The following is a 7,661-nucleotide window of genomic DNA, read 5'->3' as shown; positions in this document are numbered from 1 at the left end:
TACGGTAAGCTTTTTACCCAGAGCTTCGGCATAATGGCTCAGCGTTGAGAGCCGGATGTCTTCCGAATGGTTCTCAATGCGGGAGACTGCCGATTTTTTGGTGTGCAATTTTTCAGCCAGATCTTCCTGGGTCAGACCTGCACGTTTTCTTGCCTGGCGCAGTAACTCCCCGATCCGGAATTGTTCGTAACCCTGTTCAAAAGTTTTTGCGAAATCCGGGGACTCATCTTTCCGCTTCTTAATGTATCGTTCAAGATCATCCATGGTTTTTCCTCGATAGATATTCTGTTTTCCGCTTTTCAGCGAGTACAATTTCTGATGCCGGGGTTTTCTGAGTCTTCTTTGAGAAACCATTGGTAAGAACAACAAAGCTTCCTTGGTCAAGAAATCCTAAAAGCCGAAAGGCATTACTTCCCTGTTTTGCTCTGATCTCCCATATACCATACGTGTTTTGGAGTTTCTTGAAATACTCGGTCGACACCGTGGGCAACTCCTTGACAAGTCTGAGCACCCACAGTACCTTCTGGACTTCCTTTTCAGAAAGCGTGTCCAGATAGTCTTCTACGGGACTTTTCCCGGCACGGGTCTTAAAGAAAACAATCTCTCGCATGGACGATTGTTAACGAATTAGTTAACTATTCACAAAAGAAATTCGTTCAGTTGCCTGCTCTGCAGTTCCAGTTCAACCCATGCCGGATCATGGTCACTACCATCGCCACTATGTTTTGTTCGTCTGTTAATCCAACCTTTACGAAAGTTTAACTGTACTCACGTAATATGCCGTTGTGGGACAACTGGGCCAGTCATGGCTGGATTAGTCATCAATGCCTCTTTGAATCAATCACCCATCAATTATCTTTTACAGAAACAACTGATTTAATAAAAACAAGTTAATCATATCAATAACACCTATTCAAACAGATCTATCAATTACCCATCAATTAAAATTCAAGCCCGGAAAGGGAGATACAATATTACTTCAATCAGAATATTACTCCACGCATACTGATACGATACCCCATTGCTCGATAACCACGCTGGCGTTTTTCCCACATTCGTGCAAGCTGCGGATTGTCATGCTCGACATAATCGTAGATACGCACCTCACCCTTGTTGAAATGTTCACGGTGCAGACGCCCTGCGTACTGCTGTAATGTTCCATGCCAGGAAATAGGCATGGCAAGCACCATGGTATCAAGAGGGGGATGATCAAATCCTTCACCAATCAGGCGCCCGGTTGCCAGAATTACCCGTGGAACCGAATCATCAAGTTCTGCAAGACGTGCCAGCGTGCCTACGCGCTGTTTTTTTGTCAACCGGCCATGCAGCAAAAAGCTATGCGGAATTTGATCAGCAAGTACTTCGCATATCAGTTCCAGTTGTTCTGTGCGCTCCGTCAACACAAGGATCTTTCGACCTTCGTGATATGCAGCCAGAATATCCTTTGCAATGCTTTGGTTGCGGGAGGAGTCATGGGCGAGGATACGGAAAACATCCTGAATACCAGATCCTTGGGGAATTACTGGCGAGAATAGGTTTAGCGGCCGAACCTCTAAGCGTACTGGCGCATTTTCTGCTTGAAGTGCGCGATACCTTACCGGGCCGCACTGCATAAAGATTATGGGCTGATGACCGTCTCGACGAATAGGTGTTGCTGTCAGTCCCAGAACATATGCCGCTTTAGCCTGCTTGAGAATTGCCTCAAAAGTAAATGCTGAAAGATGATGACACTCGTCAACAATGATATGGCCATAGCTGTCGAGCAGCACGGCAAGATCATCACGCCGTGAAAGGGATTGCATAACGGCGATATCAATCAAGCCTGATAGTTTCTTTTTGCCGCTTCCAATAAAACCAGGAGATGCACCGGACAGGTCGAGAAAGGCGGATAACCGCTCCCTCCATTGCTGGAGAAGTTCAGCTCGATGAACAAGAATGAGGGTGCTCACTTTGCGCCGGGCAATTATTGCGGCAGCCATGACGGTCTTGCCGAATGCTGTGGGTGCGGAGAGAATCCCTGTTTGGTGCTTGAGGATCTCAGTGATTGCCGTTTGTTGGTCTTTTCTTAACTGACCGGTAAACGTTACTGATATTTCGGTGCCTGATATACGCTCATCCTGAACGTTCATAAGGATATTGTGCTGTTGCAACAGTTCGGTGACTGCGTCAAAGCATCCCCTCGGCAAACTGATATGGAGCGGAAAGTTTTCAGCACAACAGACGATTCGGGATTTGTCCCATACGGGCAGACGCATTGCCTGAGCCTTGTAAAACTCGGGGTTTTGAAAAGCCGCCAGGCGAATCAGACGGTTGGCCAATGGCTGGGGCAGATCGGCTTTGGCAATGAAGATCTGATTAGCGAGTACAAGAGTCAGTGATTCAGGCATGGGGCCGGGGATCCGACTGAAACTCTGCATTGAGCGTTGCCATGGCTTTTGTTCCTCCTCTTCTGCAACAAAAGCGATATCAAGCGGATGACGAATGCCGCATGAACGCTTTACGGCTAAATCCAGTTCGAGACGGGATAGTCTCTGTATGGATGAGAGATATTCCCACTGGTCAGGATAGATCACAAAGTTTTCATCAACAAAAACACTGAACCCCTTCGATCGTGGCTTTTGCTGCAACGGAAGCGCAATCAGGTTGCCGAAACCACCTTTTGGTAAAGTGTCCTGATTAGGAAAAAAACGATCGTAACTTTTTATGGCAAGTTGACGGGTACGATCACATGTCTGGCTTATAAGTGCAGCACCAAGCTGTCTTGCATTTGACGCTGGAACAGGTTCAGCAAAAAAAATCCATACATGCGCACCGTTACCTGAACGCGAAATCTCCAAAGAGGCAGGAATATTCAACTCCCTGCACGATTGCATGAAGGCTGATGCATCATCATGCCAGCTTTCATCATCAAAGTCAGTCGCAATAAAATAACAGGTTTCATCCGGCAGCATTGGATAGACACCGATGGTATGCTTGCCGGTAAGATGGCGGTAAAGAACATTTTCAGTAACCGGCAAGAGCAAGCGCTGCTCGCAATCACCACATTTGATCTTGGGTTTATTGCAGATACCTTTCCGCCACTCATTGCTGCACGCAGGAGAATAACCCGATATTCCTTTGGCAGACTCCCAACGAATTGGATACACATCCCTGCGGCCACGGAATAGTTTCCCAAACAGTGCAACTTTTTCCATAGCTGAACGCTGCACTGTCGATGTCGATGTGATTTCTGGTAAATTTTCTTCCGAGAGAGCAGACTCATCCCATGGTATGCCATTAGCAGCAAGCAGAGCTTTCAACCTGGCATTTTCTTCGTGCAGTTGCCTTAATGCATCAGGCAATTGCCCTGAAACATGGTTATACCTGCTCTCCTCATCCATAGCTATTCATTTTCTAACCCCTCAGGAACGGAAACGATAAAAGTTAAGCAAATACCTTTCACGACCCTTCATGAATCAATCGAATAAAGCAACATAATTCGTTACAAAATTCGATTGATTCATTGGACGGATAGCACTCAGACTATTTTCGGCCTGCATTCTATCGACTTACCGATGTTCAAGGGAATATGTACCTTTCAATTATACAATGACAGGCCAATCCAGCCAATAATGCATGATGCAACCGGTAACATATCCAGAAAACAAGGACTCCGGCAGAGGTAACATAGTCATTTACCAAGCTGGAAATACCAGCCCGGAACTTGAAGTTCGCCTTGAAGATGAAAGTTTATGGTTAAACCTTAAACAGCTTTCAGCCTTGTTTGGACGAGATAAATCTGTTTTATCCCAGTAGTGTCCGGTTAAAATAAAGCCAGTTGAAGTACCGGATTCCTCACCTTTTTGAGAGAATGTTCTTTGAGAGATAAAATATCGATCAACAAGCGCTGCTCCATGACGACTGCGGCGATCATTCTGGTCAATTCCTGCAATGAATGGCGGTATTTCGTCTGGAATTTGATGTAGGACAACAGCAGATAATAGCACATGGCCACCCAAATCTGCGTTAGTACTGCGTTCTGACTGGTACCGAGAAATGACTTGATTTTCAGGTTCTGTTTGATCCATTTGAAAAAGAGTTCGATCTGCCAGCGTGACTGGTAAATGGCAGCTATCGTTGAGGCTGCAAGTTTCATGTTATTGGTGATGAACTCATATTCTTTTCCGGTATCCGGATCAGTATAGCATACCAGACGAAGCACTTTGGGGTATTTCACCCTCGTTTGTTCAACAACCAGTTCAATTTTTTCGTCTCGTGTTACCAGTTTGTGTCGTATGGGCTGATGCTGTCCGATGATTCGGTACTGGATGTTTGCTTTTGAGCGGGTTACAAAACAGACCCTGCGCTGATCAAGGGTATACAGCCATTTGAAATCGATATAGGCCCGGTCAAACGAAATGATGCTGTCCGGCAGCAGGTAAAAATCAAGTTTCTCCTGGCTTCTTGCAACCCGGATATCGCTCTGCTTGCCATCAGTCATGACCATGAATGCAGGCAGCGAACCACGATGGTCATAGAGGTAGTGCAATTTGATGGCTCCCTTGCGTTGACGGAATTCTGCCCAGGGAAAAACGCTCAGGCATAGGTCGATAACAGTGGCATCCATTGAAAAGAGCGGGTTCTTGAACCGGAACTTATGGTCAGGAGTGACTGAACGGCATTTGTCGAGCAACTTGTAGAACAGTCCTTCATAAATTTGATGCGGGCGGTTTTTCATGGCGTCAGACAAGGTGCTTCGTTTTATATCTGTAAGTCCGAGGTGATACCATTTCTGAGAATGAACTCCAAGGCTTGTTTGAATGCCTCGCAGACTGTCATGACCGCTAATCTGCCCATATAACAAGGTAATCAGTTGTTGCCAGCCCGTGTAATACTTTGTGTAGTGGTTGCTTTGGTGCTGCTTTTCGAGTTTCTCAAATTCGTATCTCGGAAAAATCTTTACCAACTCACCCAACATCGTTGTAACTTGCTTCATGGTCTGGAACTCCTTGTGTATTGGGATGATATAAAATGCTTGGTCGCTTTTAATATCGCCGTTTCTCAAGTGTTTTTCAGACCTTCTTTATTTTTTACCGGACACTACTGTTACTATAAAGAGAAGTCAATGGTTAATTATTGCATCATCGTACCATGAAATCCCGTTTAAGCATCAGAGACAGGATGATCCGCTCCGTTACCATGAGGCGAGGTGAAGTTGTCTTACGCTCTGATTTTGAGCAAATGGGGAGCCAGAGCCAGATCAGCCGGATCTTCAGTGATTTTGTCAAAGAGGGGCGTCTCGTTCGTCTCGGGCACGGAGTGTTTGCTAAAGCCAGAATCAGCTCGCTCACCGGCAAGCCGGTTCCTCGTGAACCGCTTGAAGTTCTTGCAGAGGAAACATTCAGGCGTCTTCATATCGATGCACAACCGGGTCAGGCACAACGTGACTATGCTTCCGCAAAGAGCACTCAGGTTCCGGTGCAGTCAACCTTCAATACGGGTTGTCGTCGAATCAGCCGCAAGTTAATACTCGGTAACCATACCATTCGGTATGAAAACAATTACAGCGCGAGATCGTGATCTTATTCTTGATGTGACGGGCGGTGCTATGATGTGCAGCGAATTTTTGATATGTTTCGTGTGTTGTTACAACAATGCTTGCATATTCAGGCAAGGCTTGAATTGAAGAAAGGAAAAAATGAGAACCATGGCTGCTCAACACATCACGCTTGATATTCCTGAAAAGATTCTGCTTGCAGAAAAGACTGATGCACTGGCTTTCGGAAAGGAACTGAGGGTGCTTGCAGCAGTTAAGCTGTTTGAGATGGGACGGCTATCATCCGGTCGAGCCTCAGAACTTGCCGGGATGAGCCGGGTTGAATTTTTACTCAGTCTCAATCGCTATAATGTTTTTCCACTAGCATCCGAATTACATGATTTAGAGCGCGACAATGCTTCAAGCCATTAGCAATACCTCTCCGTTACTGTATCTTTACCGTATAGGATTGATTGACCGACTTCCTGAAATTTTTGGGGAAATATGGACTCCCGAAGCGGTGCATGTTGAATTAATGGTGGGCCTCAAGAGTGGATATGATGTTCCAACCCTGTCAGAATATTCATGGCTCAGGATCATAAACCCAAAAGCACAACCCTCTGAATGGCTCTCTTTAGATCTTGGCCCTGGAGAATTATCGGCTATGTCGCTTGCGTTAGAAAATTCGCATTGTATTGTTTTGCTTGATGATATGCTTGCCCGTCGAACAGCTCATGCTGCCGGTTTACAGGTTTGGGGCACCCTTAAAGTATTACTTGAAATTAAAGCACAAGGATTCATAAGTAAGGTAGAGCCGTATGTCAATCGTTTGACTGATGCGGGAATGTGGGTTTCAGATGATGTGAAGCGTCGGATTCTTGTGTTAGCAGGGGAGTTGGAATAATCATTCGCATAGAGATCAAAAAAAGTACCACAACCGGATTGTTCATCCGGAATAAGGTACAAAATGTCATTAGTGAGATATGGTGGTAATGTATTCGTTGTTGATTATTGTTGATAGATTTTGATAAAATTTTTGTTACGCGTATGTTACGCGAAAATTTTTATAGGCCAGTAACTCCTTTTATATCAATAGCATATAGCCTCGGTATGATATTGACACTGTAGAGGTCAGAAGTTCGAATCTTCTATCGTCCACAACCTTATCCTTCTTATAAAGCCTGCAGCACAAACCTGCAGGCTTTTCTGTTTCCCCTGTCAGTTGCTGATACTTCATACTTTAGCATGCTATTCGCTTCCTTGATCGTTCCATACATGTAATCGGCTCTGAAAGAGTATTTCGACAATTCCTTCGATATGAAACTGTTGTTGCGTGCAATGGGGACATCCTGAAATCATTAAGTTACACCCCACCCACAAAAGTAGCGATTTTGATAATTTGTCACACTGTCGATGCCGATACCCCAAGCAGCGGAGACGTCTGGGCATACGATTCGGCAAGGAAATTCCTCATGTTTGCAGAGGGTCCTGGTTGATCGCTTATTGAGAAGAATATGTGCATGATTGGCCGTCAGCGCCCAGGCATGGCTATTCGTTCCTGTTTAAAAGGCAGCTTCCCCCACTCCGGATACCGATATATCGCGATCTTCATCGTCGGCAACGAACTCTCTTTTTTCGATACCCCATATCATCATATGATGCAATGTGTCCGGCGAATCGAGTCTCGGACTTCTCGGCAGGCCTCTTCTGGTTGGTTAGTATTCCGAAAGGATAACGCTGCATTGTGTTTATTGCAACTTCATGATTTCAGGAACGTCCCTCACTACTCCCGTGAGTCAGCAATCAAGGCAGGAATAGTTGAACAACACGTTTTCGACCAAGGAATCAAGGAACTGTATCGGAGCGCGGAACCAGACGGTGTGTTCTGTTATACATTTTTCAAAGCTGTTGGAATAAAATGATTGCCGAGCCAACAAATAGTCAAGAGTCTGTAACAATGCGTTGGACCAGACTGAACCGCCTTGTCATGTTCAATGCTCAACGCTGACGGTAACATTCACAAGGTTAGCAATGATGAACTGGTACAGGACACCATAACCGATGAAAATGAGCTGTATCAGGCTGTCAGCAACAATGCAGATTAATGCTGAATATGACTTATTTTTTTCGACAACTTAACCTGAAT

7 protein-coding genes are annotated in these 7,661 nt (G+C 45.3%); 3 read left to right on the top strand and 4 right to left on the bottom strand.

Annotation, left to right across the window (positions count from 1 at the left end; translation table 11 throughout):
- From BOO20_RS11735 to BOO20_RS11715, 4 genes are all read right to left on the bottom strand, one after another.
- The coding region (locus BOO20_RS11735; protein ID WP_076792191.1) for a helix-turn-helix domain-containing protein at positions 1-264 on the bottom strand (264 nt) is incomplete at its 3' end.
- Entirely contained in the window at positions 257-610 is a 354-nt protein-coding gene (locus tag BOO20_RS11730) for a type II toxin-antitoxin system RelE/ParE family toxin (RefSeq protein WP_076791945.1), read from the bottom strand. The genes BOO20_RS11735 and BOO20_RS11730, both read right to left, overlap by 8 nt.
- Positions 611-983: 373 nt before the next feature.
- Complete coding sequence (locus BOO20_RS11725; protein WP_076792882.1) at positions 984-3,380, bottom strand: DEAD/DEAH box helicase; 2,397 nt, start codon at positions 3,378-3,380, stop codon at positions 984-986.
- 422 nt (positions 3,381-3,802) lie between these two features.
- Positions 3,803-4,957: an IS4 family transposase gene (locus BOO20_RS11715; RefSeq protein ID WP_233120982.1), complete on the bottom strand. Its 1,155-nt coding sequence runs from the start codon at positions 4,955-4,957 to the stop codon at positions 3,803-3,805.
- A gap of 173 nt (positions 4,958-5,130) precedes the next feature.
- Between BOO20_RS11715 and BOO20_RS11710 the strand changes: the two genes are divergently transcribed.
- The 3 genes from BOO20_RS11710 (at position 5,131) to BOO20_RS11700 (ending at position 6,419) form a co-directional block, all read left to right on the top strand.
- Complete coding sequence (locus BOO20_RS11710) at positions 5,131-5,559, top strand: DUF6088 family protein (RefSeq protein WP_076792881.1); 429 nt, start codon at positions 5,131-5,133, stop codon at positions 5,557-5,559.
- A gap of 127 nt (positions 5,560-5,686) precedes the next feature.
- The gene (locus BOO20_RS11705) at positions 5,687-5,947 is read left to right on the top strand and encodes a UPF0175 family protein (protein ID WP_076792884.1); all 261 of its coding nucleotides are present in this window, start codon (positions 5,687-5,689) and stop codon (positions 5,945-5,947) included.
- Entirely contained in the window at positions 5,931-6,419 is a 489-nt protein-coding gene (locus BOO20_RS11700) for a DUF3368 domain-containing protein (protein ID WP_076792879.1), read from the top strand. The genes BOO20_RS11705 and BOO20_RS11700 overlap by 17 nt, the downstream gene beginning before the upstream one ends.
- Positions 6,420-7,661: the final 1,242 nt, after the last annotated feature.

It is taken from the genome of Chlorobium sp. KB01 (genome assembly GCF_001975465.1).
Lineage (GTDB): Bacteria > Bacteroidota > Chlorobiia > Chlorobiales > Chlorobiaceae > Chlorobium.
This window is presented reverse-complemented; position numbering and strand designations above follow the sequence as displayed.